This is a genomic window from Salinivibrio sp. YCSC6 (assembly GCF_004916735.1).
Lineage (GTDB): Bacteria > Pseudomonadota > Gammaproteobacteria > Enterobacterales > Vibrionaceae > Salinivibrio > Salinivibrio proteolyticus.
The window spans coordinates 2914156-2940546 of sequence record NZ_CP039516.1; the positions used below are offsets into that span (position 1 = coordinate 2914156).

The window sequence follows — 26391 nt, forward strand, 5'->3', positions numbered from 1 at the left end:
TAAAGGACACCTATGAATTGCCATCGCATCAATGAACTGCTCGAGCTGTTAAATCAGTCGTGGCAGAAAACGCCGGAACGCTCACTGGTCGAGATGCTCACTGTCATTGCCCAAGAGGCTGGCCATCAAGACGGGCTGGATAACATCTCGGACGACACCTTGATCTATCAGCTCAAAATGCGACTAGAAGATAAAACTGCCCCCATTCCCGGCTTGGCAAAAGACAGCGAAGAGGACTTCAAAGCCGCTATCTTGCGTGCTCGTGGTATCCAATCTTAAGCGGAATGAGGCAGGGAGCACACATAGAGCGCTGTTATAGCTGGAATTGTTCTAGTTTGTGACTGTTTCGCAAACTATGACACTGATAGAGTATTCGCGAATCTGGCTACGCTATAATCACGCGTCACAACGATAAACAGGGTCTGGCAACGTACCAAGGCCTCGACATCCCAAGGAAAGCCAATGTCATGAGCAACGAAAAGATAGACGTCAAAGACGTGACCGCAAAAGAATACAATCCGAAAACCCATAAAGGGGGCGACGATCGCTTTAATCCGAGCAATCGCATTTATGTGCGCGCGGTAAAAGGCTATTACCAAAAGATGCGCCGCTATATGGGCTGGTTTTTCATGGTGCTGTTTCTCGCGATTCCTTGGATCCCGTATCAAGGGCGCCAAGCGATTTTGCTCGATATCGGCAACCAGAAGTTCACCTTTTTTGGCACCACACTTTGGCCACAAGATCTGACCTTATTGGCAGCCTTGTTGATGCTTGGGGCGTTCGGACTCTTTTTTATTACCACCTTCCTCGGCCGCGTCTGGTGTGGATACCTTTGCCCGCAAACCGTGTGGACCTTCCTGTTTATCTGGTTTGAAGAAAAGCTCGAAGGCGCTGCCAACAAGCGTCGCAAACAAGACTCATTAAAAATGACCCCTGAGCTGGCCATACGCAAAACCGCGAAACACACAGCATGGTGGGTGATTTCTTTAATTACGGGCATGACCTTTGTCGGCTATTTTGTCCCCATGCGCGAGCTGGCGGTGGACTTAGTCACCTTTGATACCAGTTTCTGGGTCGGTTTTTGGGTAATTTTCTTTGCCGCCTGTACTTACGGAAATGCGGGATGGATGCGCTCGATTATGTGTATCCATATGTGTCCCTATGCACGTTTCCAATCTGCCATGTTCGACAAAGACACTTTTATTGTCGGCTATGATGTCGAACGGGGTGAAAAACGTGGCCCACGCCCACGTAAAAAAGATCCCAAAGAGTTGGGGCTGGGCGACTGTATTGACTGTAATTTATGTGTTCAAGTCTGCCCAACCGGTATCGATATTCGCGATGGCCTACAGTATGAATGTATCAACTGTGGCGCCTGTATTGATGCCTGTGACCAAACCATGGACCGCATGGGCTATGAACGCGGACTGATAAGCTATACCACCGAGCATAAGCTTGAAGGGAAGAAGACGGCAGTTATTCGACCCAAACTGGTCGGTTATGGCGTCGTTATGACCATTGTCACGGCTATGTTTATCTACTTAGCCATGTCCGTGATGCCCATGGAATTGGATGTCATTCGTGACCGTAACCAGCTGTATCGCGTCAACAATCAAGGACTGATTGAGAATACCTACACGCTGAAAATCCTCAATAAGACCCAAAGTGATGAAACCTATACCCTCTCGGTGAAAGGGCTAAAAGACGTGCAATGGTACGGCCCACAAACCGTTAAAGTGCAAGCGGGAGAAGTGTTCTCACTGCCCATCAGTTTAGGCGTAGACACCTACGAGATGACCCAACGCATTGCTGACATCACGTTTGTCATGGAGCGTGCATCGGGCGACAAACAAAAAGAGGTCCAAGCGGAAAGCCGCTTTATTACAGACCTTTAATCAGCCACCCAACTGATTGGTAACAAGGGCGCATGCAGCGCCCTTTTTATTTGTTACCATGACACTTCTGTGCTGAATGAGTAGCAAACCATGACTGAACCTGGCTTTGATTTTCACACCCTCACCCCTGAGCATCAACTGGATGCCATTGAGTCGGTAGGGATTTACCCACAATCGGGTTTACTTGCACTGAACAGCTACGAGAATCGGGTTTACCAATTTGTTGCCGACGATAGCAAGCGCTACGTGGTGAAGTTTTATCGCCCTGCGCGCTGGACAGACGAGCAAATTCTTGAAGAACATGCGTTTTGCCAAGAGTTAGTCGACGCAGAGGTTCCCGTCGTTGCCCCGCTTGTTCGCGAAGGGACCAGCTTGTTTCATTTCAACGGCTACCGTTTTGCATTGTTTCCCAGCGTGGGTGGGCGCAACTTTGAAGTCGATAACTGGGACCAGCTCGAAGCGGTTGGCCGCTATCTTGGCCGTATTCACCAAGTCGGTGCCGCTCGACCTTTTCAGGCACGTGCGCGATTTGATCTCGACACCCACCTCTATCAACCTCGCCAAGCATTGACTCATGCGAGCCTGATCCCCGATGGGATTAAATCGACCTTTTTCTCCGATCTTGACCGATTGATCGATGCCATTAGCGAAAGGTGGCATACCCACTGGCCGATTATCCGTTTGCACGGCGACTGCCATCCCAGCAATATTCTATGGCGCGATGGCCCGTTATTTGTCGACTTTGACGACACCCGTAATGGCCCCGCGATTCAAGATCTGTGGTTGTTTTTAAACGGCAGCCGTGCCGATCAGCTAGCCCAACTCGATACCCTTGCCGACGGCTATCGTGAGTTCAGTGAATTTCCCGCTGACCAATTGCAACTGATCGAGCCATTACGTGGTCTGAGAATGGTGCACTATATGGCGTGGTTAGCAAAACGCTGGCAAGACCCGGCATTTCCACGTGCATTCCCTTGGTTTGCTGAGGCAAAATACTGGGAAAGTCAGGTGCTTGCTTTTAAAGAGCAGCTTGCCGCCTTACAAGCGCCATCGCTTACCTTGTACCCGTAAGCGTTCAACCGATAACGGAGAGTCATTCAATGATGCTGAAAAAACTGCTTCCTATCTTGCTCGTACTCGGCCTTGCGGCCTGCTCTGAGCCTGAAAATGTCGAGTCGACAAGCCAACAGGCCACGACGCAAACCCAATCCCAAACTGAGCCAGCAGAAGCAATCGACGTCCCCGCCGCCAAACCCGGCCGCTTCAAGGCGGGAGAGGATTATCAAATCCTAGACACCGCAGCGACCGATACCCCAACGGTGACCGAGTTCTTCTCGTTTTACTGTCCGCACTGCTTCCAATTTGAGCCACTGGTTCAGCAGTTGAAGCAGCAAGTGCCTGATAATGCCAAAGTAGTGAAAAATCACGTTTCTTTCATGGGCGGCAACATGGGTGAAGTGGTCACACGCGCCTATGCAACCGCCGTGGTCTTAAACGTTGAAGACACCATGATCCCGGTGATTTTTGACCGTATTCATGTGGCCCAAAATGCGCCTAAGTCGCTAGATGACGTTCGCCAGATGTTTGTCGACAACGGTGTCGACGGCAAAGAATTCGATTCGGCTTACAACAGTTTTGCCGCCAACTCGATGGCCAAACGATTTGATCAATCTTTTGAAAAAGCCGGCCTACGCGGCGTGCCTGCGGTGATCGTGAACGGTAAATATCACGTGACACCGAAAACCGTCGAAACCCCTGAAGAGTACTTCCAACTGATTAACTTCCTGTTAAGCCAGAAGTAATCAACTGACTTGGGCGTTGAGATGGCGAAGTAAGCCATCCATCGCCCGATACCCTAAGGCCTCAGCAAGGTGAGGGCGGCTTATCGCCTCCGCTTCGGCCAGATCGGCAATCGTCCTCGCCACTTTAATGATCCTATGGTATGCCCGCACAGACAGTCCTAATCGATGCAATGCCTGTTCGAGAAATGCGGCATCCGCCTGCGCAAGCTGACAATATTCCTCCATTTCGCGATTGCTGAGTAACGCATTCACTTTCCCTTGTCTCGCCAACATACGCGCACGGGCACACGCAACTCTTTCCCGTACCTTTGCGGTTGATTCACCACGGTCGCCACCGCTCGATAGCATCCCGCGCGGCAATGCCGGGATCTCAATTGACATATCAAACCTATCCAGCAAAGGGCCAGATAAACGCGCCAAATAGCGCAACACTTGCTGTGGATTAGAGCGCGCCAACTCGCCTTCATGATGGCCTGTCGGGCTCGGGTTTAATGCACCAATCAACTGAAAACGGGCGGGAAAACGGGTTTTACCGTTAGCACGCGAGATAATAATTTCCCCCGACTCCAGCGGCTCGCGAAGCGCATCGAGCACACGACGCTCAAATTCTGGCATTTCATCCAAAAACAGCACCCCTTGGTGCGCCAATGAGATCTCCCCGGGACGCGGGACCGTTCCGCCCCCGACCAGCGCCGCCATAGAGCTGGAGTGATGAGGACTGCGAAACGGTCGCTGACGCCAGTTTCCCTCATGCAAAGGTTGCTGGGTTAATGACGTGACCGCGGCGGAAGCTAACGCTTCTTCGTCGTTCATGGGAGGAAGCAAGTCGCACAAGCGCGACGCTAACATGGTTTTTCCTGTTCCCGGCGGTCCAACAAACAACAAGTTATGTGAACCACTGGCGGCGATTTCTAACGCGCGTTTGCCTTGCTGTTGGCCGATGATGTCACGTAAGCAGCGGGTTGGCGCCGGCGTCGTATCACTATGTGGTGTCGCGTTAAGCTGCAAACTCTGTTGACCAGCTAGGTGCTGACACACTGCGATTAAATCAGGCGCTGACACGTGGCGCTCGCTGTCCACCAACGCCACTTGGCTAGCGTTATCATCAGGAACCACGAGCGCACGCTGCGCTTTTTGGCTGGCAAGTGCAGCTGGTAATGCCCCTTTGACGGGGCGCAACTGCCCGGATAACGCCAGCTCACCGAGAAACTCAAATTCATGCAGCCGTTTCGCTGGAATTTGCCCAGAGGCGACCAAAATGCCAAGCGCGATAGGCAAATCAAAACGCCCTCCTTCTTTCGGTAAATCCGCCGGTGCTAAATTGACAGTAATACGCCGTGATGGGAATTCAAAATTGGAGGTCACAATGGCACTTCTGACCCGATCGCGCGCTTCTTTGACCGTGGTTTCCGGTAACCCCACCAGCGCAAACCCGGGCAATCCATTGGAAATGTGGACTTCAACCGTCACATTGGGAGCCTCTACCCCGACACACGCTCGGCTATGCACAATCGCTAGCGCCATGACTCTATCCTGCTATTACTATGAAACCTTGCGCTTATGGTGACGAGAGAATTTGTGATTCAGAGTAATTTTTTCTTGTCATGCGAGTGAGGTCTGTGATACCACTACAAATGCACAACAATTAAACATGAGACTCGGCGCTAGATCGAGTTCATGACTGACCTGTAACAAGCAGGCGCAAACAAAAACATAATTAACAAAACGCCCCAAAATGGGCGACTAACGACAAGAAAAGACAGACAAATGCCAAACTTCGCTACCGTCCTCATTATTCGCCTTATCGTGGTCATTCTACCGCGAGGGGTGTAGGTACGCGAAACACAGCAGCAAACATCGCAACCAAGCCCCCGCACCCAACCAGGTTCGGGGGCTTTTTTCATTCATGTGGCCAAGCCACACAAAAACGGAAGCAGCAAAAATGGAGAGCGCAGACACTGACTATTCGCACACCTGCCCTCCCCGTTCATTCGGGGAGGGGCGACGATGACAGGTGCACAATGGGTTGTGGAAGCCTTACGTAAGCAAGGCGTTGAAACGGTATTTGGTTATCCCGGTGGCGCCATCATGCCAGTCTATGATGCGCTATACGACGGCGGCGTCGAACACATTTTATGTCGCCATGAACAAGGCGCTGCCATGGCCGCCATCGGTTATGCCCGTGCTAGCGGGCGTCCCGGCGTCTGCCTAGCGACCTCTGGCCCCGGCGCGACGAATCTGATCACCGGATTGGCCGATGCCATGATGGACTCCGTCCCAGTGGTCGCCATCACAGGCCAAGTGGCCAGCCCATTAATCGGCACGGATGCTTTCCAAGAAATTGATGTCTTAGGTTTGTCTTTGGCCTGTACCAAACATAGCTTTTTGGTCACAGATCCCGCTGACCTCACCGCCACGCTCGAAAAGGCGTTCGTCGTGGCGCAATCAGGCCGCCCGGGGCCTGTGTTAGTTGATATTGCTAAAGACGTACAGCAAGCGCTGATCCCTGCGCCCCGTGAGGCCTCAGTGCCTGCACCCACCGGCGTCCCTCTGGATGCTGTCGCGCTCGAACATGCCAATGCGCTTATCCAAAACAGCGAGCGCCCTATGCTGTATGTCGGTGGTGGCGTGGTGTTAGGCAAAGCAACGGCGGCGCTTCGTGACTATCTTACTCGCAGTCAAATGCCCGTTGTCAGCACCCTTAAAGGGCTAGGCACCGTCAACAAAGACTACCCGCACTATTTAGGCATGTTGGGTATGCACGGCACCAAAGCCGCCAACCTTGCGGTACAGCAATGTGATTTGTTGATTGCTGTCGGGGCCCGTTTTGATGATCGCGTCACCGGGAAGCTCGATACCTTTGCTCCTCACGCAAAGGTAGTGCATGTGGATATTGATGCCGCAGAATTAAACAAGCTGCGCCGCGCACAAGCACCGGTTTGCGCAGAGCTGAATACCGTCTTACCCAAGCTCGCCACGCCCCACACCTCACCAGCATGGCGAGAGCAAGTACACCACTGGCAACAGCAGCATGCATGGCGTTACGACCATCCCGGCGATGCCATTTATGCGCCCGCGCTACTGAAAACCTTATCAGACAGCATGCCGGAACAAACCGTGATCGCCACCGATGTCGGTCAGCATCAAATGTGGGTCGCCCAGCATGTGACGCCTAGCGAGCCCGAAAACCTATTGACCTCGGCAGGGCTTGGCACCATGGGATTTGGTTTACCCGCCGCGATGGGTGCGAAGATCGCACGCCCCGACGATGAAGTGGTGCTGGTGACCGGTGATGGCTCATTTATGATGAATATCCAAGAGCTTGGCACCTTAAAACGCCGAGGCATCGGCGTGAAAATCATCCTGCTCGACAATCAACGCTTAGGCATGGTGCGCCAGTGGCAACAGCTCTTTTTTGATCAGCGCTACAGCGAGACCAATTTATCTGACAACCCTGATTTTCTCACCTTAGCGCGCGCCTTTGACATACCGGGACACCGTATCCGCTGCAAAGAAGAAATACATGCTGGGCTGACCATGATGATGGGCCATCCCGGTCCTTACCTGCTACACGTTGCTATCGATGAAATGGAAAATGTTTGGCCACTGGTGCCACCCGGTGCGGCCAACCAACAAATGATGGAGCAAAGCTGATGACACAACACCAATTTTCGATTCACGCTACCCACAGTCCAGAATTATTGGAGCGCATCTTGCGCGTGATCCGTCACCGTGGTTTTACCGTGCGTCAGCTCAATGTCTCCATGCCCACAGCGGCGGGCGAGGTAATCTTTGACGTGACCGTCGAAAGCCAACGCGCGATCGAGACCTTGCGACCACAACTGACTAAGCTATGGGACGTGGTTGAGGTACTCACTCCCTCAACCCAATCACATTCCCTACGCGCATAAAAAAGGAAAATAACATGTCGACAAATACCGCTGATTACATTTGGTCTAACGGTGAAATGATCGCTTGGCAGGATGCCACTGTGCACGTACTGACTCACGCGATGCATTATGGTACTTCCGTCTTTGAGGGGATCCGTTGTTACGACACCCCAAACGGCCCGGTGGTCTTTCGCCATCGTGAGCATATGCAGCGCTTAAAAGACTCTGCCAAAATCTACCGCTTTCCGATCCCCTTTAGTGTCGATGCCCTAATGGAAGGGTGCCGCGAAACCCTGCGCGTTAACCAACTACGCTCGGCGTATATCCGTCCATTAGGCTTTGTGGGTAACGTGGGTTTAGGCGTTTGTCCGCCTGTCGATACAGAAATGGATGTCATCATTGCCGCGTTCAGTTGGGGCAGCTACCTCGGTGAAGATGCGCTGGCCCAAGGCGTAGATGCGATGATCTCAAGCTGGAACCGCGCCGCCCCAAACACCATCCCCACCGCCGCTAAAGCTGGCGGAAACTATTTATCCTCCCTACTGGTAGGAGGCGAAGCTCGCCGCCATGGTTACGCCGAAGGGATTGCTCTGGATGTACGCGGCTTTTTGTCCGAAGGCGCGGGAGAAAACCTCTTTGTGATCAAAAATGGCGTGATCAGTACCCCCCCCGCCACCAGCGCGATTTTGCCAGGGATCACCCGTGACTCGATCATCACCCTTGCAAAAGAACAGGGCTACACCGTACGCGAAGAGCCGATTGCACGCGAAGCGCTTTATCTGGCCGATGAGGTGTTTATGACTGGCACCGCGGCCGAGATTGTGCCCGTACGTAGCGTCGACCAAATCACGGTCGGCGAAGGCCAACGAGGCCCGATCACCGCCGCGTTACAACAAGCCTTTTTCGGCTTGTTTGATGGTACCACCGACGACAAATGGGGCTGGCTTGACCCCGTTAACCCTCAGCACAGCGAATAAAGGCAAAGGAGCCGTAATTATGCCAACCTATCGTTCCGCTACTACCACCCACGGTCGCAACATGGCAGGGGCGCGCGCGTTATGGCGCGCCACTGGCGTCAAAGATGACGACTTTGGCAAACCCATTATTGCCGTGGTGAACTCCTTTACCCAGTTTGTTCCCGGTCATGTCCATCTCAAAGACATGGGCCAGCTGGTGGCGAAAGAAATCGAGCAAGCCGGCGGTATCGCCAAAGAGTTCAATACCATCGCGGTCGATGACGGTATCGCTATGGGTCACGGCGGCATGCTCTACTCGTTGCCGTCGCGCGAGATCATTGCCGATTCCGTGGAGTACATGGTCAATGCGCATTGTGCCGACGCCATGGTGTGTATTTCCAACTGCGACAAGATCACTCCGGGCATGCTGATGGCCGCTATGCGCCTGAATATCCCAGTGATCTTTGTGTCGGGCGGCCCCATGGAAGCGGGCAAAACCAAACTGTCCGATCAAATCCTCAAGCTCGATTTGGTCGATGCCATGATGCAAGGCGCCAATCCGGACGTATCCGATGAGCAAAGCGAGCAAATCGAACGCTCCGCTTGCCCAACCTGTGGCTCGTGCTCTGGCATGTTTACCGCCAACTCGATGAACTGTTTGACCGAAGCGCTGGGGCTGAGCCAGCCGGGTAATGGTTCCATGCTCGCCACCCATGCCGACCGTGAGCAATTATTCATCAACGCCGGTAAACGCATTGTGGGTCTGACCAAGCGCTACTACGAGCAGGACGATGACAGCATCCTACCGCGCAATATCGCCAATCGCGCCTCGTTTGAAAATGCCATGGCGCTGGATATTGCCATGGGTGGGTCCACCAATACGGTGTTGCACCTGCTGGCCGCTGCGCAAGAAGGCGAGATTGATTTTGATATGGATGACATCGATCGCATGTCTCGCCAAGTACCTCACCTTTGCAAAGTCGCGCCGTCAACCCAGCAATATCATATGGAAGATGTACACCGCGCTGGGGGGGTGATGGGCATTCTTGGGGAGCTGCAGCGCGCGAACCTGCTCAATGTCAAACAACAAACCGTGCTGGGGATGAGCCTCGAGGAACAGCTCGCTCAGTATGACATCATGCAAACCGATGATGAGGACGTGAAGTCTTTTTATCGCGCCGGTCCCGCAGGCATCCGCACCACCCAAGCGTTCTCGCAACGTTGCCGTTGGGATACCCTGGATGATGATCGCCAATCCGGGTGTATTCGTGCCCATGAATACGCCTTTAGTCAAGATGGCGGACTTGCCGTGCTACAAGGCAACATCGCCTTGAACGGCTGCATCGTCAAAACCGCAGGGGTGGATGAAAGCATACTGACCTTTGAAGGCCCCGCGGTCGTGTTTGAAAGCCAAGACAGCGCGGTAGATGCCATTTTAGGTGGCAAAGTGAAAGCGGGTGATGTGGTGGTGATCCGCTATGAAGGCCCGAAAGGTGGCCCAGGTATGCAAGAAATGCTGTATCCGACCACCTACTTAAAATCGATGGGATTGGGTAAATCCTGTGCCCTGCTCACCGATGGCCGTTTCTCCGGGGGGACATCTGGGCTGTCCATCGGCCATGTTTCGCCCGAAGCAGCCAATGGCGGCACCATCGCCTTAGTCGAAGATGGCGATCGGATTCGTATCGATATTCCTAGCCGCGAAATCAGCCTGCTGGTGGATGAAGCCACTCTCGCCACTCGCCGTGCTGAGGTGAACGCACGCGGTTGGAAGCCTAAAGACCGCCAACGCCAAGTCTCCTACGCGCTAAAAGCGTATGCCAGTCTCGCCACCAGTGCCGATAAAGGGGCAGTGCGCGATCGCAGTAAGTTGGAGGAATAACCATGCAACAGGCGCAAACGTCACCCGAACAACCCATGGATGGCCCGGATTACTTAAGGAATATTTTACGTGCGCCTGTCTATGAAGTGGCGACTGTCTCGCCACTTCAGGCCATGAAGCGACTCTCTGAGCGCTTAGGTAATCAGGTTCAGCTCAAACGTGAAGACCGTCAGCCCGTGCACTCATTTAAGCTACGCGGCGCGCATAACATGATGGCGCAGCTGACAGAGGCGCAGAAAAAAGCGGGCGTGATCGCTGCATCAGCGGGTAACCACGCCCAAGGTGTCGCCCTGTCCGGCAGTAAACTGGGTATCAAAGCCACCATTGTCATGCCTCGCACCACCCCCGCCATAAAAGTTGAGGCCGTTAAAGGCTTTGGGGGAAATGTAGTCCTACACGGCAATAACTTTGATGAAGCGAAAAGCAAAGCACAAGCGCTGGCCGACCAACACGGCTATACCTTTGTACCCCCTTTTGATCATCCGCAGGTCATTGCCGGACAGGGCACGATCGGGCTGGAGCTGGTGCAACAAAACAGCCACCTTGATTACATTTTTGTCCCGGTCGGCGGCGGTGGTATTGCTGCCGGTGTGGCGGTGCTTATCAAGCAGCTTATGCCAAATATCAAGGTGATCGGAGTGGAGGCAGAAGACTCCGCATGTCTGCGTGCCGCCTTGGATGCAGGCTTTCCCGTCACCTTAGAGCGGGTGGGAACCTTTGCCGATGGTGTGGCGGTTAAACGGATTGGTGACGAATCATTTCGACTGTGTCAGCAATATCTGGACGACAGTATTACCGTCTCAAGTGATGCGATTTGTGCTGCCGTGCAAGATATTTTCGAAGACACGCGCGCGATCTCTGAACCGTCAGGTGCCTTGGCACTCGCTGGTCTCAAGCATTATGTAGATAAGCACCAACTACAAAACAAGCAATTGGGTGCGGTCCTGTCGGGTGCCAACACCAACTTCCACTCACTACGCTACGTGTCTGAGCGTGCTGAATTAGGAGAGAAACGTGAAGGCCTACTGGCGGTGACTGTCCCCGAACAAACCGGTGCATTTTTACAGTTTTGCGATATTCTCGGTGGCCGCGCGGTTACCGAATTTAACTACCGCTATGGCGACGACCAGTTGGCCAATATTTTTGTTGGGGTACGTTTACTGGGCGGGCAAGAAGAGCTCGACAGTATTCTGCATGATTTGCGCCAAGCCGGTTATCCGGTCGAGGACTTATCTGACGATGAGATGGCCAAGGTACACGTACGCTACATGATTGGTGGGCGACCCTCGGTGCCGCTTAACGAGCGCCTGTATAGCTTTGAGTTTCCGGAATACCCCGGGGCATTACTGCACTTTTTGCAAACCTTGGGCACCCACTGGAACATTAGCTTATTCAACTACCGCAACCATGGCTCAGATTATGGCCGTGTGCTGTGTGGATTTGAGCTTGGCGAGCAGGACTTACTCGCGTTTACCGCCCATTTGCGTGAACTGGGTTATGCGTGGAAGGACGAAACGGCTAATCCAGCCTATCGCTTCTTTCTCTCTCGCCGTTAAGCGAATAAAACAAAAAGGCCCGACAGGGGATTCGGGCCGATAACAGAGGTTAGACGCGCTTATCTGGCGAGAGTGATACCAGATACTCGGCAATCGATAAGGCATTATCCATCACCGTTTGGCGCGCCACTTGAGGCAACTGGCTTAACAGACTGGTCAGAGCCGCTAAATCATCGCGGTGAGAGAAGGCAATATCTCGCTCGTCTGTTTCACCGTAAATAAACCAATTAAATGGGCGACCAGTGATCTCTGCAATCGTGATGAGCGCGAGAATCTTAGGATCGGTCTTTCCCGACTCCACATCCAAGTAGGTTTGGCGCGCCACATTCAAACGCTTCGCCATGTCTACTTGGGTTATTTTACTGAATTCCCGTGCTTCACGGATCCGTTGCGCCATGCGCGCTGTCGAAATCACCATGGTCCATGCCTCATCTCTGTTACCCGGGCCGTTTAAACATCGGCTCCCGTCACATCACCGACCTTGCATTATGCATGGCTCGGCGGGCCTATCATGGGCGTTGTCATCGATAGTGTGATGCTACGCTGCTGATGCCTACCTCAGTAAGCAGGCACTTACCCGCATATCTAATCAGGCAGGCAGGCCTTTAGGCACGCTGTGCGGCCTTAGAATAGTTCACCAAGAATGAGGCCATGTTCACGCTCTGGTTCAAGATCGCCGTACGTGCTTCATGCGGTAAACGAGAGAAGTGCTCCAACAAGCGGTTCACATCTTGCTTGTACTGCACATCGTGCATCTCGACATCTTCATCGCCATACACAAACCAAACTAATGGACGTTCAGTCAGCTCAGCGATGTTCGACAACATGCGTACACGCGGTTCGGTTTTACCGTTTTCGATATCCAAGTAAGTTTGACGTGCGACATTGAGTAGCTTAGCCATTTTTACTTGAGTGATCCCTTTCCACTCACGGGCTTCTTTGATGCGCTTAGCGACTTGGTTTTTAGAGTCAATCATTGCTTCCTCTCTACAACTTATCAATGTTGGTACTTGTCCATCGACTATGCACAATGCAGGCCAAGTTATTAGACAGGACTAAAAGCAATAAAAATCATAAACTTATGGTATAGAACAGCGTTCTGTTTGTATTTTCAGGCGGGATGCCTGAGATTAAGTGCAAAATGATTTGCATTTTGCAAAATGTATCACTGCAGATCGCATTTTTGTAGCAAAACGGCAGTAATTGATAAAAGATCAACCACGCTCCTAGTCAGAGCGTGGTGAATGTTAGGCAGGTTTACTCTACAGTAACGGCTTTAGCGAGGTTACGAGGTTGGTCGACGTCCGTGCCTTTAATCAAGGCCACATGATACGACAATTGCTGCATCGGGATGGTGTAGAACACCGGGGCGATGATGTCATCCACGTGTGGCATGGCGATAATGTTCATCCCCTCTTCCGGTGTAAAGCCGGCATCTTGATCGGCAAACACATACAGTTGACCACCACGAGCGCGGACTTCTTCGATATTGGATTTAAGCTTTTCCAACAGCTCATTATTCGGAGCAATCACAATCACTGGCATATCGGCATCAATCAGCGCCAGTGGACCGTGCTTTAGCTCACCAGCGGCATAAGCCTCAGCGTGAATGTAAGAGATTTCTTTTAGCTTTAGCGCGGCTTCTACAGCAATCGGATAAAACTCACCACGCCCTAAGAACAGCGAGTGATGCTTGTCGGCAAAGTCTTCCGCAAGTTGTTCAATGGCTTTATCAAAGGTCAGCGCTTGCTCGATGCTTGAAGGCAGATGATGCAAGGCATCGACAATCTCACGCTCTTTTTCGTATCCGATGGTGCCCTGCATTTTACCCAGTGCGGTGACCAACATCAGCAGGGCAGAAAGCTGGGTGGTAAAGGCTTTGGTCGATGCAACACCGATTTCTGCGCCCGCGCGCGTCATAAAGGCCAGATCGGATTCACGTACCAACGAGGAGCCCGCCACGTTGCAAATGGTCATGGTGGCCATATAGCCACGCTCTTTGGACAAACGCAGCGCTGCTAGCGTATCTGCGGTCTCACCAGACTGCGATAAGGTGATCAATACACTGTTCGGACGGGTGACAAACTGGCGATAGCGAAACTCTGACGCGATTTCCACATCACAGCTTATCCCTGCCAGCGATTCAAACCAATAACGCGCCACCATGCCCGCGTTATACGAAGTACCACAGGCAATAATTTGAATATGCTGCGCTTTAGCAAGAATGTCGCTAGCACCGTTACCAATCGCATCCACAATCACATGATCGTTGCCCAAACGCCCTTCCATGGTATTGGTAAGCGCAGTCGGTTGCTCGTAAATCTCTTTTTGCATGTAATGGCGATATTGGCCTTTGTCCGCCGCGTCGTACTGGGCGCTTGCTTCATGCACTTCACGCTCAACCGGCGTACCTTCTTGGTTGTAAATCACCACTTCACGACGACTAATATCCGCCACATCGCCCTCTTCAAGGTAGATAAAGCGACGAGTGACATTGAGCAGCGCTAGCTGATCAGAGGCGAGAAAGTTTTCTCCCACACCCAGGCCAATCACCAATGGGCTGCCTGAACGAGCCGCAATCAAACGCTCAGGTTGGTTTTTATCCATCACCACAGTGCCATACGCGCCTTCAAGCTGACTGACCGTGCGCTGGAAGGCGGCAAGGAGATCGCCACATTGACGACGCTCCCAATCAACGAGGTGAGCAATCACTTCGGTATCGGTTTGGGAGTGGAATTGATAACCACGCGCTTGCAATTGTTCGCGCAAGCTGTGGTGATTTTCGATAATGCCGTTATGCACAATGGCAATATCATCGCCAGACATGTGTGGGTGCGCATTGGCTTCGCTTGGCTCACCGTGCGTTGCCCAGCGCGTGTGCGCAATCCCTGTGCCTCCCGCAGGGTTGGCATCAGCCACTGCGTCCGAGAGCGCCGCTACTTTACCCAGTCGGCGTAAACGCGTCATCTGCCCGCTCTTTGTATCGGTAATGGCGACTCCTGCTGAGTCGTATCCGCGATATTCTAAGCGACGTAAGCCTTCAACCAGAATTTCTGCCACATCACGCTGCGCCACAGCGCCTACAATTCCACACATAGTGAGTCCTTATACATTGTCTACACAGATAACGTCTGTGCCGGTTTGTTCTATCGCGCGCCGAGTGTCTTCATCCAACGCATTATCGGTGATCAAGGTGTCGATACTGGACCACGCAAGCTCCAAGTTAGGGATCCGACGGCCAATTTTTTCAGACTCGATCATCACCACCACCTCTCGTGCGACCTCCGCCATCACGCGAGTCAGGCCCGTCATCTCGTTAAAGGTGGTCGTACCGCGCGCCACATCAATGCCGTCAGCGCCCACAAAAAGCTGGTCAAAGTCGTACGCACGTAAGGTTTGTTCAGCCACTTGGCCTTGAAACGATTCAGAATGGGTATCCCAAGTGCCGCCCGTCATCAGCAGCGTTGGCTCGTGTTCGAGTTCACGAATGGCATTGGCCACCTGGAGTGAGTTAGTCATCACCACAAGGCCACGCTTTTTATCCAATAAAGGGATCAAAGCGGCGGTGGTAGTGCCACTGTCGACCACAATACGGTTGTGGTCCCGAATGCGCGCAGCGGCGGCATCGGCGATGCTTTGCTTTTGTTTCGAAACTTTGACGGCTTGCTCCGAGACCATTTCTTTCGGCACAGGCACCGCTCCGCCATAACGGCGCAGCAACAGGCCATTTTTTTCTAGCTCGGCAAGATCCTTACGGATAGTCACTTCTGACGTTTCAAAGCGTTGAGAGAGTTCGTCAACGCTGACGCTGCCCTGCTCGGTAAGCAAGGTAACGATGGTATGACGACGCTGTTGCGTGTTTCGTTTCGACATGTAACCTACCAACTTTCGTTTCGAAACTTATGGTAGTGAAAACACATCAAAGATCAAGAAAAGAACACAAAAAGTGACGAGAAATAAGCGGATAAACAAGAAATAACAAAAAAGCCCACCAGCAACAGCTGATGGGCTTCTAAGATGGTGCGGAAGGAGAGACTTGAACTCTCACACCTTGCGGCGCCAGAACCTAAATCTGGTGCGTCTACCAATTCCGCCACTTCCGCATATTTTTATGATAGCTCAGCGGGCGGGCTGAGTACCAATTGTCTTGGTGCGGGGGGAGGGACTTGAACCCTCACGTCCTTTCGGACACTAGCACCTGAAGCTAGCGCGTCTACCAATTCCGCCACCGCCGCAAACCGGTGTGATTTACCGCTTTTGGCGACAAATCGAAAAGAATGGTGGCTACGACGGGATTCGAACCTGTGACCCCATCATTATGAGTGATGTGCTCTAACCAACTGAGCTACGTAGCCAACCTAAAGTGGCTGGGGTACCAGGATTCGAACCTGGGAATGACGGGATCAAAACCCGTTGCCTTACCGCTTGGCGATACCCCAACTTAGTCATGCCGCTTTACGCCACATGCTTTCAAATAATGGTGCGGAAGGAGAGACTTGAACTCTCACACCTTGCGGCGCCAGAACCTAAATCTGGTGCGTCTACCAATTCCGCCACTTCCGCATTCCAAGTTGTTCATCTGACTTCATGGTAGTTGAAGAAAGATGGCGCGTCCGGGAGGATTCGAACCTCCGACCGCCTGGTTCGTAGCCAGGTACTCTATCCAGCTGAGCTACGGACGCGTTGGCTGGGGTACCAGGATTCGAACCTGGGAATGACGGGATCAAAACCCGTTGCCTTACCGCTTGGCGATACCCCAACTGAGGCGCGTATACTAGGCTGGTTTTTATCGGGAGTCAACACCTGATTTTACCAACCGCGCAAGTTTTAGCCGCTTGCGTGAAAAAGCCGTTGATACGCGCTCAACAGACAGTGATTTTACTGTTTTTTCGGCCGTTGCCAAGCCTCAATTGTCCTTGGTTTGGCGCGAGTGATGATAAGTTGACCATCGGAGACGTCTTTGCTGATGGTACTACCCGCTCCGACGGTCACTCCTTCGCCAATCACCACAGGTGCCACCAGCTGAGAGTCCGAGCCGATAAAGGCATTGTCTTTAATCACGGTTTTATGTTTATTGGCGCCATCGTAATTGCAGGTGATCACCCCAGCACCAATATTCACGCCGCGCCCTACCTCTGTATCACCCAGATAAGTCAGGTGATTGGCTTTCGACCCTTCCCCTAAGCGAGACTTTTTCATTTCCACAAAGTTGCCGACATGCGCATCGCGAGCCAGCTCAGCCCCCGGACGTAACCGCGTAAACGGACCGACTGTGCACTCTTCCCCAACGCTGGCCCCTTCAATGACGCTGTACGGGCGCACTAATGTATTGTCATCAATCTCACAATCAATCAGCACACTGCCAGCACCGATGGTCACGTTATCCCCTAGGGTGACATTGCCTTCGATGATCACGTTGGCGTCAATGGTGACATCCAGCCCGCATTGCAGTTGGCCACGCAAATCAAAGCGCGCAGGATCGATGAGCATCACACCACTAAGCAATAACTGTTCAGCCTGCATTTTTTGATATTCCCGCTCAAGGCGTGAAAGTTGTAGACGATTATTCACCCCTTCCACTTCAATCGCATTCACAGGGTGCACAGCTTGAATCGTGCGGCCTTGTTGATGTGCCAGCGCAATCACATCGGTGAGATAAAACTCACCTTGCGCGTTATTGTTATCAAGCTGCGATAACCAGTGACGCAAGTCACGTCCAGTCGCCACCAGCACACCGGTATTGATTTCAGTGATGGCAAGCTGGCTATCAGTGGCATCTTTTTGCTCAACAATCGCGACCACTTCCCCGTTTTCACGCACAATACGGCCATAACCGGTCGGATCGTTTTGATGCACCGTTAATAGACCAATCCCGCCCTCAGGCTGTCCTTCAAGCAAACGGGTTAAGGTTTGCTCTGAAATCAAAGGCACGTCGCCATACAGCACCAAAACCTGCTCATCATCACGAAAATGCGGCGCCGCCTGCTGTACCGCATGACCAGTCCCCAATTGCTCTGCTTGCAAACACCAGTTCACATCGCTATCAGCAAGCACCTGCTTCATGGTATCGCCACCATGGCCATAAACCAGATGAATCGACGCGGCGCCTAGCCCTTGGCAAGTGTCAATCACATGTTTCACCATAGGTTTACCGGCGAGAGTATGAAGCACTTTGGGAGTATTAGAATACATACGCGTGCCTTTTCCGGCCGCAAGAATTACTGCACTGTATTGCATAGTCTTTCCGTGATAAGAGAGATGAGTTGTCTATGATATTGCGCTTAGTGTAACGCGTTTTGGCTTGCGAGCGAATCGCCGCCGAAAAGTACACTTGTACAGGCAATAAAAAAGCGACGCCAACGCGTCGCTTTTATTTCACCGTGAGCGCCTGATTAACGCTTATGCTTGGTCAGCTCGATCACTCGAAGCTTCGCAATCGCCTTAGCCAGGTCACTGGCCGCCTGAGCAAAGTCGATGTCACCGTGCTGATTATGGATTCGCTCCTCAGCGCGGCGCTTCGCTTCTTCTGCCTTGGCTTGGTCTAGCTCTTCACCCCTAATTGCCGTATCAGCCAGCACAGTCACTGTGCCAGGCTGAACTTCAAGGGTACCGCCAGAAAGATAAATGATCTCTTCGCTACCGCCTAGTTTGACGATGCGAACCATACCAGGCGTGATAGCGGTCAGCAGCGGTGTGTGTCCTGCGTGAATACCCAGTTCACCTTCGCTACCGGTCACCTGAATGTGCTCGGCACGGCCAGAGAACAATTGTCGCTCTGCGCTGACCACATCCAGATGGAAGGTTATCGCTGCCATATCGCCTCCTACTCAAGCCTTACAGGTTTTTCGCTTTTTCGAGCACTTCGTCGATGTTACCGCAGTACAGGAATGCCTGTTCTGGGATATCGTCGTACTCACCACTGAGCAGGCCTTTGAAGCTTGCAATGGTATCTTTCAGCGAAACATAGACACCTGGTTGGCCGGTGAAGACTTCTGCAACGTGGTAAGGCTGAGTCAAGAAACGCTCAATCTTACGTGCACGTGCAACAGTCAGTTTGTCGTCTTCAGACAACTCGTCCATACCCAGGATGGCAATGATGTCTTTCAGCTCTTTATAGCGCTGAAGCACAGACTGTACGCCACGTGCCACATCATAGTGGTCCTGACCAACCACCAATGGGTCCAACATACGCGATGTTGAGTCCAATGGGTCGATCGCTGGGTACATACCCATAGACGCGATGTTACGTGACAGAACAACGGTTGCATCCAAGTGAGCAAACGTGGTTGCTGGTGACGGGTCAGTCAAGTCATCCGCAGGCACGTAAACCGCCTGTACCGAGGTGATAGAACCGGTACGGGTTGAGGTAATACGCTCTTGCAGTACACCCATCTCTTCAGCCAGTGTTGGCTGGTAACCTACTGCCGATGGCATACGACCCAACAGGGCGGATACTTCAGTACCGGCAAGGGTATAACGATAGATGTTATCGATGAAAAGCAGTACGTCACGGCCGTCATCACGGAATTTTTCCGCCATGGTCAAACCGGTCAGTGCAACACGCAGGCGGTTACCTGGTGGCTCGTTCATCTGACCATATACCATGGCCACTTTTGACTCTTCGGGCTTCTCAATGTTTACAACACCCGCTTCCTGCATCTCGTAGTAGAAGTCGTTACCCTCACGAGTACGCTCACCTACACCGGCGAATACAGACAGACCTGAGTGTTGCAGTGCGATGTTGTTGATAAGCTCCATCATGTTAACGGTCTTACCTACACCCGCACCACCAAACAGACCGATTTTACCGCCTTTCGCAAACGGACAAATAAGGTCGATAACCTTTACACCCGTTTCCAAAAGCTCAGTCGCGCTTGACTGTTCTTCGTAGCTTGGCGCTTCACGGTGGATAGAGTAACGCTCTTTCTCACCGATATCGCCACGCTCATCAATCGCATCACCCAGCACGTTGACGATACGGCCGAGGGTTTCTTCACCCACAGGGACTTCGATTGATTTACCTGTATTTTCTACTTCGATTCCACGACGTAGACCATCAGATGAGCCCATAGCAATGGCACGGACTACGCCACCACCTAGCTGCTGCTGAACTTCCAGCACCAGACGCTCGCCTTCACGTTTCACATTCAACGCATCATATACCTGAGGTACTGCGTCTTGTGGAAACTCTACGTCGACTACCGCACCGATGATCTGAACGATCTTACCTGTAGCCATCGTTATTCCTCTAAACTAGTTCGTTAACCCTTGCCTTTACACCGCGCTTGCGCCAGAAACAATTTCTGACAGCTCTTGGGTGATCGCAGCCTGACGGGCTTTGTTGTAGACCAATTGCAGATCATCAATCAGATTCCCTGCATTATCAGTCGCAGCTTTCATCGCCACCATACGTGCCGCTTGCTCACTGGCGAGGTTCTCAACCACACCTTGATACACCTGTGATTCCGCATAACGGATCAATAGGGTATCGAGCAACGGCTTTGGCTCAGGCTCATAGATATAATCCCAAGCATGGCTGCGCTGCATTTCCTCGTCGTCTGACTTTGGCAAAGGCAGCAATTGATCGATCACTGGGGTCTGCACCATGGTGTTCTCAAACTTGTTGAAAACCAAGTACAAGCGGTCCAGCTCACCTTCATCATATTTTTTCAGCATCACCCCAACGGTACCGATGAGGTCTTCCAGTGCTGGGGTATCACCCAGACCAGACACTTGCGCCACTACATTACCGCCGTAGCTATTGAAGAAAGCTGTCGCTTTAGCGCCCACCAAGGCTAAGTCAATCTCAGCCCCTTTTTGGGTCCAGCTTTCCATGTCACTGATAGCGCTTTTGAACATATTGATGTTCAAGCCACCACACAGCCCACGGTCTGTAGAAATGATGATGTAACCAACGCGCTTGGCTTCCCGCTCTTCCAAATACGGATGGCGGTACTCCAAGTTACCCAGTGCAAGATGACCGATCACTTTGCGCATAGTGACAGCGTATGGACGTGACGACTCCATGGCTTCTTGCGTTTTACGCATTTTGGAGGCTGCCACCATTTCCATCGCTTTAGTGATCTTCTGTGTGTTTTTCACACTTCCGATCTTATTACGAATCTCTTTTGCGCCGGCCATAGTTACTCTCCGTTAGTGGGCGACCACCTAAGTGGTCACCTACGTTTTACCAAGTCTGGGTCGCTTTGAAATCTTCCAACAGCTTTTTCAGCTGTGCTTCAACTTCATCGTTATAAGCACCAGACTCATCGATCTGAGCCGCTAGGTCAGCGTACTGACTCTTGGCAAAGGCCAGCAGAGAGCGCTCAAAATCACCGATTTTGTTCAACTCAACGTCTGCTAGGAAGCCTTTTTCCGCAGCGAAAATCACCAGCGCCTGCTCAAACACAGACATAGGTGCATATTGCATCTGCTTCATCAGCTCGGTCACTTTCTGACCGTGGTCCAATTGCTTCTTAGTAGCATCATCCAGATCGGAAGAGAACTGAGCGAACGCCGCAAGTTCACGATACTGTGCAAGCGCGGTACGAATACCACCAGACAGTTTTTTCATGATCTTGGTTTGCGCAGAACCACCAACACGCGATACCGAAATACCTGGGTCAACCGCTGGACGGATACCTGCGTTAAACAGCTCAGTTTGCAGGAAGATCTGACCATCAGTGATCGAGATAACGTTGGTCGGTACGAATGCAGATACGTCACCCGCTTGGGTTTCAATGATAGGGAGTGCGGTCAACGAACCGGTCTTTCCTTTCACTTCACCCTTAGTGAACTGCTCAACATAGTGCGCATTAACACGTGCCGCACGTTCTAGAAGACGTGAGTGCAAGTAGAAAACGTCACCTGGGAAAGCTTCACGGCCTGGTGGACGACGTAGCAACAGCGAGATCTGACGATATGCAACAGCCTGCTTAGACAGGTCATCGTAAACAATCAGGGCATCTTCACCGCGGTCACGGAAGTACTCACCCATTGCACAACCCGCGTAAGGCGCGAGGTATTGCAATGCTGCTGCTTCAGACGCTGAAGCCACCACCACAATGGTGTTTTTCAGTGCGTCATGCTCTTCCAGTTTGCGCACTACGTTCGCAATGGTCGACGCTTTTTGGCCGATCGCAACGTAGATAGAGTAAATACCAGAGTCTTTCTGGTTGATGATGGCATCGATCGCCAGCGCGGTTTTACCGGTTTGGCGGTCACCGATGATCAGCTCACGCTGACCACGGCCGATTGGGATCATCGAGTCAACCGCTTTATAGCCGGTTTGAACAGGTTGATCGACCGATTGACGTGCGATAACACCAGGGGCAATCACTTCGACTGGCGAAGTGGTTTTGGTTTCGATCGGACCTTTACCGTCGATCGGCTCACCCAGTGTATTCACAACGCGACCCAGAAGTTCAGGGCCAGTCGGGACTTCAAGAATGCGACCTGTACCGGTCACTTTCATGCCTTCTTGCAGGTCCGCATAAGGACCCATCACAACCGCACCCACTGAGTCACGCTCAAGGTTCAATGCAAGTGCATAGCGGTTGCCAGGCAGTTCAATCATTTCACCTTGCATAGCATCAGCAAGGCCGTGGATGCGAATGATACCGTCGCTGACTGACACGATGGTACCTTCGTTACGCGCTTCACTTACAACGTCGAATTTCTCGATACGCTGCTTGATCAGATCGCTTATTTCCGTGGAATTAAGTTGCATGCTCCAATTCCCCAAATCAAGACTGCAATGCATCGCTCAGACGGCGCATACGGCCGCTTACTGAGTTATCGATGACCAAGTCTCCAGCTCGAATCACAACCCCGGCAACCAGGGCTTCGTCTACACTACAGTTCAGCTTTACTTTGCGCTCAAGACGCGCGGCGAGCTTGTCACTGATGGCTTGTTGTTGCTCTTCGGAAAGAGCCGTCGCCGAAATCACTTGGACTTCCGCTTCTTTTTCCAGATCGCGGCGCATGGCCAGGAACTGTTCACAAACCTCAGGCAGGGCTTTTAAGCGCTGGTTCTCAGCCATTACCTTAATCAGGTTCTGGCCGAACGTGTTGAGCTGATCGCCACCAACTGCGATAAATAATTCCGCTAACTTGTCAGCGGAATAGGAGGCGTCCAGCATATGTTGGACGCGCTCATCACGGGCAATCTCAGCAGTAAAGGCGAGCATTTCTGCCCATTGGGACAGCTCGCCTTTTTCTACCGCAAAATCAAAGGCTGCTTTCGCGTAGGGGCGAGCGATTGTTGTCAGTTCAGACATTGCTGCCCCTCCTTATTACAGTTCTGCAGTGATTTTATCGAGAAGATCTTTATGAGCATTCTCATCAATAGAACGCTCAATAATTTTCTCGGCACCAATAACAGCGAGCGATGCAACTTGCTTACGCAGCTCATCGCGAGCACGGTTACGCTCTGCTTCCAACTCGGCTTTACCCTGATTCAGGATATTGTCGCGCTCAGCAGCCGCTTCAGCACGTGCCTCGTCGAGGATTTGTGCTTTGCGTTTGTTCGCCTGCTCGATGATGTCAGTTGCAGCGCGCTTCGCTTCTTTCATTTGCTCAGAAGCATTTGCCTGGGCCAAATCCAGGTCTTTGGCAGCACGATCTGCCGCCGCGAGTCCGTCAGCAATTTTCTTCTGACGCTCCTCAATCGCTTGCATCAGTGGTGGCCATACATATTTCATGCAGAACCACACAAAGATTGTGAATGCGATTGCCTGGCCTAGCAGAGTTGCGTTGATATTCACAACAGCGCCTCCTTAATCATTAGCTAAAGGGTCTGTTCAGCTACTAGCCAGATTACAGTTGACCTACAAATGGGTTCGCGAAAGTGAACAGCAGTGCGATTACGATACCGATCATTGGTACGGCGTCCAGAAGACCCGCGATGATGAACATCTTCACTTGCAGCATAGGAGCCATCTCAGGTTGACGTGCTGCACCTTCAAGGAATTTACCACCCAGCAGGGCGAAACCAATCGCGGTACCTAGGGAAGCAAGACCTACAATGATGCCCACGGCAATTGCAGAAAAGCTCAATAAAGTTTCCATCACTATCTCCAGTTTTCGTTGTCGGCGTAAACGCCAATAATGACTAACAAATTGCTTACTAACTAAAAAATGTCATCAATGATCTGAGTCTTCGTGTGCCTGCGAGAGATACACGATGGTCAACATCATAAAGACAAAGGCTTGAATTGTAATGACTAGAATGTGGAAGATTGCCCACGGCACAGAACCCAGCCATTGCGCCCACCACGGCAGCAATGCCGCGATAAGAATAAATACCACCTCACCGGCAAACATGTTACCGAACAGACGCATCCCAAGAGAAATCGGTTTCGCCAGCAGCGAGACGACTTCCAACAGGAGGTTGAACGGGATCATGATAGGGTGATTGAACGGGTGCAGAGCCAGCTCTTTTGCAAAGCCGCCTAGGCCCTTAATCTTGATGCTGTAGAAAATCATCAAGAAGAACACGCCCAGCGCCATTGCAAGGGTGATATTTACGTCTGCAGTTGGCACTACTTTCAAGTAAGGAATGCCTAACCAATGTTCCGCCGGATACGGTAGAAAATCGATGGGGATTAAGTCCATCGTATTCATCAGGAATATCCAAACGAAGATAGTCAGGGCCAAAGGTGCAATCAGTGGATTTCGTCCGTGGAAGGTTTCGCGAACGTTATCATCAACGAACTCAACCAAGATTTCGACGAAACACTGAAGCTTACCTGGGACACCTGTCGATGCTTTCTTTGCCACCGATCGGAAGATGCCTAGGAAGACGATACCGATGAGGACAGAGAAAAACAGGCTATCAATGTGAACCGCCCAAAATCCTTCACCCACTGACAAATTAGTCAGGTGGTGAGAGATGTAGCTAGACGGTGTAAGCGCATCACCTGACGCAGCCATAACTCATCCTATTTGTTGTTGTTAATGAATAAAACTGGCGCGAGGATGTTAATCCCTAATGCCAGCAAATAGGCCAGTTTGAGGGGAACGAGTTCCACCTCGATATACAGGTAAGCAAGGACAAACAGGACGACGGTCAGTGAAATTTTTAACACTTCACCGCTGAAGAAGGACGCGACTACAAATTTTGCAGCTCTTGCCCCACTAAAAAGGAAAGCACACGACGCAAATGCAGCATTGGCAATCACAAAGATGCCGCCGCCGATCAGCGCGGATTTTCCCCAGTCGACATTGATAGCGAGTGCCATCACGCTTGCCGTTGCTAATACGACGCCAGCTTGCAAAAGCACCAATTTTGTCGCGATAACACGACCCGGCCGCGCGAGCGTCGATACCATGTATTTGTTCCTCGATTCCGTTCCACTTAGCACTGTTGCCGTGCTGGGAAAACAGCGAAAATTATACGTTTCACCCCAGCTAATGCAATCGCATCGATGTAAAAAAGCGGGGAAAATTTTACAACAGAGTAACCTGATCACAGTAAGCGCTTTTATGTAACAAAAAGCGAATGGCACGGGTCACACTTCTTCGTCGAAAATTGCAAGAATTTGCGCTAACTTGTCAGATTCTTCGAAATTGATCACCAATTTACCACTACCATTTTTCTGTTGTGTTAACGCCACTTTCACCCCAAGCTTGTCGCCAAGGCGCTGCTGCAGTGCCTCTACTTCAGGTGATAATTCTGGCCTTTTCGCTTCAACTTGCGGTGAAAGCATTTTTTTCACCAGTTTTTCTATCTGGCGGACGGTCATTTTTTTGTTGACGGCAGTCAGTGCCGCATCAATTTGCGCGTCTCCTTCCAACGCCAGCAGGGCACGTGCGTGGCCCATCTCGAGTTGTTTGTTAAGCAGCAGTTGTTTTACCCCCGACTCTAACCCATTCAAGCGCAATAAGTTGCTGATGGTAGTGCGAGATTTACCAAGCGATTCAGCCAGTTGCTGGTGGGTGAGTGAGAAGTCATTGACCAAGCGTTCAAGCGCTTGAGCTTCTTCCATCGCGTTCAAATTTTCGCGTTGGATATTTTCAATCAACGCCACCGCACTGGCGACTTTGTCACTCATCTCACGGACCAAGCAGGGCACTTTGGCCAAACCGGCTTGCTTTGCTGCTCGCCAGCGACGTTCGCCAGCAATAATTTCGTACTGCCCGTTTTCAGCGTGGCGAACCACGAGGGGCTGAATAATACCTTGAGCGCGAATGGATTCGGTTAACTCTTCCAGCGCCTCTTCCGCCATATCTTGGCGTGGCTGGTAAAGACCCGGCACCAACGCCGATACCGACAATTGCTGCAATTCGCTATTGCTCGCATCGGTGGATTCAGGTTCGGATGTATAACGAGACTGAGCTTGTGCACTGGTCGCCAACAAGGCATCCAGGCCCTTTCCAAGACCGCGTTTCGCTGAATTCATTGTGTTCC

25 protein-coding genes and 7 tRNA genes are annotated in these 26391 nt (G+C 51.8%); 9 read left to right on the forward strand and 23 right to left on the reverse strand.

Annotated elements, in window-relative coordinates:
- The first annotated feature begins 12 nt into the window (after positions 1–12).
- The 4 genes from E8E00_RS13630 (at position 13) to E8E00_RS13645 (ending at position 3697) form a co-directional block, all read left to right on the forward strand.
- The gene (locus E8E00_RS13630; RefSeq protein ID WP_077458097.1) at positions 13–279 is read left to right on the forward strand and encodes a YihD family protein; all 267 of its coding nucleotides are present in this window, start codon (positions 13–15) and stop codon (positions 277–279) included.
- 188 nt (positions 280–467) lie between these two features.
- Positions 468–1895, forward strand: a complete 1428-nt coding sequence (gene ccoG, locus E8E00_RS13635; RefSeq protein WP_096630334.1) for a cytochrome c oxidase accessory protein CcoG — start codon at positions 468–470, stop codon at positions 1893–1895.
- Positions 1896–1985: 90 nt separating this feature from the next.
- Entirely contained in the window at positions 1986–2966 is a 981-nt protein-coding gene (locus tag E8E00_RS13640; RefSeq protein ID WP_096630331.1) for a serine/threonine protein kinase, read from the forward strand.
- 29 nt (positions 2967–2995) lie between these two features.
- Positions 2996–3697 (forward strand): thiol:disulfide interchange protein DsbA/DsbL, encoded by a 702-nt coding sequence (locus E8E00_RS13645; protein WP_240531914.1) that lies wholly within the window; start codon positions 2996–2998, stop codon positions 3695–3697.
- Here E8E00_RS13645 and E8E00_RS13650 read toward each other — a convergent pair whose 3' ends face one another.
- Positions 3698–5221, reverse strand: a complete 1524-nt coding sequence (locus E8E00_RS13650; protein WP_096630329.1) for a YifB family Mg chelatase-like AAA ATPase — start codon at positions 5219–5221, stop codon at positions 3698–3700. It abuts the gene before it with no gap.
- Positions 5222–5704: 483 nt separating this feature from the next.
- Here E8E00_RS13650 and ilvG point away from each other — a divergent pair, with 483 nt between their 5' ends.
- From ilvG to ilvA, 5 genes are read left to right on the forward strand one after another with little or no spacing between them, the layout of a single operon-like run.
- Complete coding sequence (ilvG, locus tag E8E00_RS13655) at positions 5705–7351, forward strand: acetolactate synthase 2 catalytic subunit (RefSeq protein ID WP_096630327.1); 1647 nt, start codon at positions 5705–5707, stop codon at positions 7349–7351.
- Positions 7351–7608 (forward strand): acetolactate synthase 2 small subunit, encoded by a 258-nt coding sequence (ilvM, locus tag E8E00_RS13660; protein WP_069588069.1) that lies wholly within the window; start codon positions 7351–7353, stop codon positions 7606–7608. The genes ilvG and ilvM overlap by 1 nt, the downstream gene beginning before the upstream one ends.
- 14 nt (positions 7609–7622) lie before the next feature.
- Entirely contained in the window at positions 7623–8564 is a 942-nt protein-coding gene (gene ilvE, locus E8E00_RS13665) for a branched-chain-amino-acid transaminase (RefSeq protein ID WP_069588071.1), read from the forward strand.
- Between the two features lie 19 nt (positions 8565–8583).
- Positions 8584–10425 (forward strand): dihydroxy-acid dehydratase, encoded by a 1842-nt coding sequence (ilvD, locus tag E8E00_RS13670; protein ID WP_077479878.1) that lies wholly within the window; start codon positions 8584–8586, stop codon positions 10423–10425.
- A 2-nt stretch (positions 10426–10427) separates the two neighbouring features.
- Positions 10428–11981, forward strand: a complete 1554-nt coding sequence (gene ilvA, locus E8E00_RS13675) for a threonine ammonia-lyase, biosynthetic (protein ID WP_096630325.1) — start codon at positions 10428–10430, stop codon at positions 11979–11981.
- 49 nt (positions 11982–12030) lie between these two features.
- On the opposite strand, the gene E8E00_RS13680 is transcribed toward ilvA, so the two are convergent.
- The 22 genes from E8E00_RS13680 to E8E00_RS13785 all read right to left on the reverse strand — a co-directional run bounded on the left by E8E00_RS13680 (position 12031) and on the right by E8E00_RS13785 (position 26383).
- Positions 12031–12399: a helix-turn-helix transcriptional regulator gene (locus E8E00_RS13680; protein ID WP_077456654.1), complete on the reverse strand. Its 369-nt coding sequence runs from the start codon at positions 12397–12399 to the stop codon at positions 12031–12033.
- Positions 12400–12586: 187 nt separating this feature from the next.
- Positions 12587–12958: a helix-turn-helix transcriptional regulator gene (locus E8E00_RS13685; protein WP_069588077.1), complete on the reverse strand. Its 372-nt coding sequence runs from the start codon at positions 12956–12958 to the stop codon at positions 12587–12589.
- A gap of 280 nt (positions 12959–13238) precedes the next feature.
- Positions 13239–15077 (reverse strand): glutamine--fructose-6-phosphate transaminase (isomerizing), encoded by a 1839-nt coding sequence (gene glmS / locus E8E00_RS13690; RefSeq protein ID WP_096630322.1) that lies wholly within the window; start codon positions 15075–15077, stop codon positions 13239–13241.
- Positions 15078–15086: 9 nt separating this feature from the next.
- Positions 15087–15854 carry a DeoR/GlpR family DNA-binding transcription regulator gene (locus E8E00_RS13695; protein ID WP_096630319.1) on the reverse strand — a complete coding sequence of 256 codons (768 nt, stop codon included), beginning with the start codon at positions 15852–15854 and terminating at the stop codon, positions 15087–15089.
- Positions 15855–15999: 145 nt separating this feature from the next.
- Positions 16000–16084, reverse strand: a tRNA-Leu gene (locus E8E00_RS13700).
- Positions 16085–16129: 45 nt separating this feature from the next.
- Positions 16130–16216: transfer RNA gene (locus E8E00_RS13705), tRNA-Leu, on the reverse strand.
- 43 nt (positions 16217–16259) lie between these two features.
- Positions 16260–16336: transfer RNA gene (locus E8E00_RS13710), tRNA-Met, on the reverse strand.
- Positions 16337–16345: 9 nt separating this feature from the next.
- Positions 16346–16420, reverse strand: a tRNA-Gln gene (locus tag E8E00_RS13715).
- A gap of 39 nt (positions 16421–16459) precedes the next feature.
- A tRNA-Leu gene (locus E8E00_RS13720) sits at positions 16460–16544 on the reverse strand.
- Positions 16545–16586: 42 nt separating this feature from the next.
- Positions 16587–16663 (reverse strand) — tRNA-Arg (locus tag E8E00_RS13725).
- Between the two features lie 2 nt (positions 16664–16665).
- Positions 16666–16740, reverse strand: a tRNA-Gln gene (locus E8E00_RS13730).
- Between the two features lie 119 nt (positions 16741–16859).
- Positions 16860–18218, reverse strand: coding sequence for a bifunctional UDP-N-acetylglucosamine diphosphorylase/glucosamine-1-phosphate N-acetyltransferase GlmU (glmU, locus tag E8E00_RS13735; RefSeq protein ID WP_096630317.1), 1359 nt, complete (start codon positions 18216–18218; stop codon positions 16860–16862).
- Between the two features lie 155 nt (positions 18219–18373).
- Positions 18374–18796, reverse strand: a complete 423-nt coding sequence (locus E8E00_RS13740) for a F0F1 ATP synthase subunit epsilon (protein WP_077479883.1) — start codon at positions 18794–18796, stop codon at positions 18374–18376.
- A gap of 19 nt (positions 18797–18815) precedes the next feature.
- Positions 18816–20219, reverse strand: a complete 1404-nt coding sequence (atpD, locus tag E8E00_RS13745) for a F0F1 ATP synthase subunit beta (protein ID WP_069590705.1) — start codon at positions 20217–20219, stop codon at positions 18816–18818.
- 36 nt (positions 20220–20255) lie between these two features.
- Entirely contained in the window at positions 20256–21122 is an 867-nt protein-coding gene (atpG, locus tag E8E00_RS13750; protein WP_069590707.1) for a F0F1 ATP synthase subunit gamma, read from the reverse strand.
- 46 nt (positions 21123–21168) lie between these two features.
- Complete coding sequence (atpA, locus tag E8E00_RS13755; protein WP_069590709.1) at positions 21169–22710, reverse strand: F0F1 ATP synthase subunit alpha; 1542 nt, start codon at positions 22708–22710, stop codon at positions 21169–21171.
- A 16-nt stretch (positions 22711–22726) separates the two neighbouring features.
- Entirely contained in the window at positions 22727–23260 is a 534-nt protein-coding gene (gene atpH, locus E8E00_RS13760; protein WP_069590710.1) for a F0F1 ATP synthase subunit delta, read from the reverse strand.
- Positions 23261–23275: 15 nt separating this feature from the next.
- Positions 23276–23746: a F0F1 ATP synthase subunit B gene (gene atpF / locus E8E00_RS13765; protein ID WP_069590712.1), complete on the reverse strand. Its 471-nt coding sequence runs from the start codon at positions 23744–23746 to the stop codon at positions 23276–23278.
- Between the two features lie 52 nt (positions 23747–23798).
- Positions 23799–24050, reverse strand: coding sequence for a F0F1 ATP synthase subunit C (gene atpE, locus E8E00_RS13770; RefSeq protein WP_025672872.1), 252 nt, complete (start codon positions 24048–24050; stop codon positions 23799–23801).
- 75 nt (positions 24051–24125) lie between these two features.
- A complete protein-coding gene (gene atpB, locus E8E00_RS13775) occupies positions 24126–24914 on the reverse strand; it encodes a F0F1 ATP synthase subunit A (RefSeq protein WP_069590714.1) in 789 nt (262 codons plus the stop codon).
- Positions 24915–24922: 8 nt separating this feature from the next.
- Entirely contained in the window at positions 24923–25312 is a 390-nt protein-coding gene (locus tag E8E00_RS13780) for a F0F1 ATP synthase subunit I (RefSeq protein WP_069590716.1), read from the reverse strand.
- 180 nt (positions 25313–25492) lie between these two features.
- Positions 25493–26383, reverse strand: coding sequence for a ParB/RepB/Spo0J family partition protein (locus tag E8E00_RS13785; RefSeq protein WP_069590718.1), 891 nt, complete (start codon positions 26381–26383; stop codon positions 25493–25495).
- Positions 26384–26391 lie beyond the last annotated feature (8 nt).

What these genes read in the sequence shown, in the direction of transcription:
- E8E00_RS13640 (WP_096630331.1), top strand. Translation starts at nt 1,986, where the DNA reads ATGACTGAACCTGGCTTTGATTTTCACACCCTCACCCCTGAGCATCAA.
- ilvM (WP_069588069.1), top strand. Translation starts at nt 7,351, where the DNA reads ATGACACAACACCAATTTTCGATTCACGCTACCCACAGTCCAGAATTA.
- ilvD (WP_077479878.1), top strand. Translation starts at nt 8,584, where the DNA reads ATGCCAACCTATCGTTCCGCTACTACCACCCACGGTCGCAACATGGCA.
- ilvA (WP_096630325.1), top strand. Translation starts at nt 10,428, where the DNA reads ATGCAACAGGCGCAAACGTCACCCGAACAACCCATGGATGGCCCGGAT.
- E8E00_RS13645 (WP_240531914.1), top strand. Translation starts at nt 2,996, where the DNA reads ATGATGCTGAAAAAACTGCTTCCTATCTTGCTCGTACTCGGCCTTGCG.
- glmS (WP_096630322.1), bottom strand. Translation starts at nt 15,077, where the DNA reads ATGTGTGGAATTGTAGGCGCTGTGGCGCAGCGTGATGTGGCAGAAATT.
- ilvG (WP_096630327.1), top strand. Translation starts at nt 5,705, where the DNA reads ATGACAGGTGCACAATGGGTTGTGGAAGCCTTACGTAAGCAAGGCGTT.
- E8E00_RS13685 (WP_069588077.1), bottom strand. Translation starts at nt 12,958, where the DNA reads ATGATTGACTCTAAAAACCAAGTCGCTAAGCGCATCAAAGAAGCCCGT.
- atpH (WP_069590710.1), bottom strand. Translation starts at nt 23,260, where the DNA reads ATGTCTGAACTGACAACAATCGCTCGCCCCTACGCGAAAGCAGCCTTT.
- E8E00_RS13785 (WP_069590718.1), bottom strand. Translation starts at nt 26,383, where the DNA reads ATGAATTCAGCGAAACGCGGTCTTGGAAAGGGCCTGGATGCCTTGTTG.
- E8E00_RS13695 (WP_096630319.1), bottom strand. Translation starts at nt 15,854, where the DNA reads ATGTCGAAACGAAACACGCAACAGCGTCGTCATACCATCGTTACCTTG.
- ilvE (WP_069588071.1), top strand. Translation starts at nt 7,623, where the DNA reads ATGTCGACAAATACCGCTGATTACATTTGGTCTAACGGTGAAATGATC.
- E8E00_RS13630 (WP_077458097.1), top strand. Translation starts at nt 13, where the DNA reads ATGAATTGCCATCGCATCAATGAACTGCTCGAGCTGTTAAATCAGTCG.
- atpE (WP_025672872.1), bottom strand. Translation starts at nt 24,050, where the DNA reads ATGGAAACTTTATTGAGCTTTTCTGCAATTGCCGTGGGCATCATTGTA.
- ccoG (WP_096630334.1), top strand. Translation starts at nt 468, where the DNA reads ATGAGCAACGAAAAGATAGACGTCAAAGACGTGACCGCAAAAGAATAC.
- E8E00_RS13740 (WP_077479883.1), bottom strand. Translation starts at nt 18,796, where the DNA reads ATGGCAGCGATAACCTTCCATCTGGATGTGGTCAGCGCAGAGCGACAA.
- glmU (WP_096630317.1), bottom strand. Translation starts at nt 18,218, where the DNA reads ATGCAATACAGTGCAGTAATTCTTGCGGCCGGAAAAGGCACGCGTATG.
- E8E00_RS13780 (WP_069590716.1), bottom strand. Translation starts at nt 25,312, where the DNA reads ATGGTATCGACGCTCGCGCGGCCGGGTCGTGTTATCGCGACAAAATTG.
- atpB (WP_069590714.1), bottom strand. Translation starts at nt 24,914, where the DNA reads ATGGCTGCGTCAGGTGATGCGCTTACACCGTCTAGCTACATCTCTCAC.
- atpA (WP_069590709.1), bottom strand. Translation starts at nt 22,710, where the DNA reads ATGCAACTTAATTCCACGGAAATAAGCGATCTGATCAAGCAGCGTATC.
- atpD (WP_069590705.1), bottom strand. Translation starts at nt 20,219, where the DNA reads ATGGCTACAGGTAAGATCGTTCAGATCATCGGTGCGGTAGTCGACGTA.
- E8E00_RS13650 (WP_096630329.1), bottom strand. Translation starts at nt 5,221, where the DNA reads ATGGCGCTAGCGATTGTGCATAGCCGAGCGTGTGTCGGGGTAGAGGCT.
- atpG (WP_069590707.1), bottom strand. Translation starts at nt 21,122, where the DNA reads ATGGCCGGCGCAAAAGAGATTCGTAATAAGATCGGAAGTGTGAAAAAC.
- E8E00_RS13680 (WP_077456654.1), bottom strand. Translation starts at nt 12,399, where the DNA reads ATGGTGATTTCGACAGCGCGCATGGCGCAACGGATCCGTGAAGCACGG.